The 408-nt window shown below is 39.0% G+C and carries 1 protein-coding gene; it reads left to right on the top strand.

What is annotated here, in order from left to right; translation table 11 throughout:
* Positions 1–408, top strand: a 408-nt coding sequence (locus tag AC1DG9_RS27795) for an RluA family pseudouridine synthase (RefSeq protein WP_477635803.1), incomplete at both ends; no start/stop codon positions are given.

The following is a 408-nucleotide window of genomic DNA, read 5'->3' as shown; positions in this document are numbered from 1 at the left end:
ACAATATAGTGCCGATGCACAGGTTTGCCATCGCCTTGATAAAGAAACTTCGGGTGCAATTATTATTGCAAAAACGCCTGAGGCTTACCGTTCTGTAGCCATGCAATTTGAAAAGCGTAAGGTAAATAAAGTATACCACGCTGTTGTTGATGGGCAGTTTACTTTTAAAGACTTGTTCATAGACCTTCCTATTCTAAATGATGGAAATAAGAGTGTAACTATAGACCGTAAGGAAGGTAAACGTGCAGAAACGTATTTTAATTCCATTAAAAACTACAGACATTATACTCTGGTAGAGTGTAAACCAATAACTGGTAGGATGCATCAGATTCGGATACATTTAGCTACCCAGCGTGCTGCAATTGTTGGAGATCATATGTATAAGGGTAAACCGGTATACCTATCGGC

It is taken from the genome of Pedobacter sp. 05L430 (genome assembly GCF_056397585.1).
The sequence above is the reverse complement of the archived record's forward strand: the minus strand, read 5'-3'. Positions and strand labels throughout refer to the sequence as shown.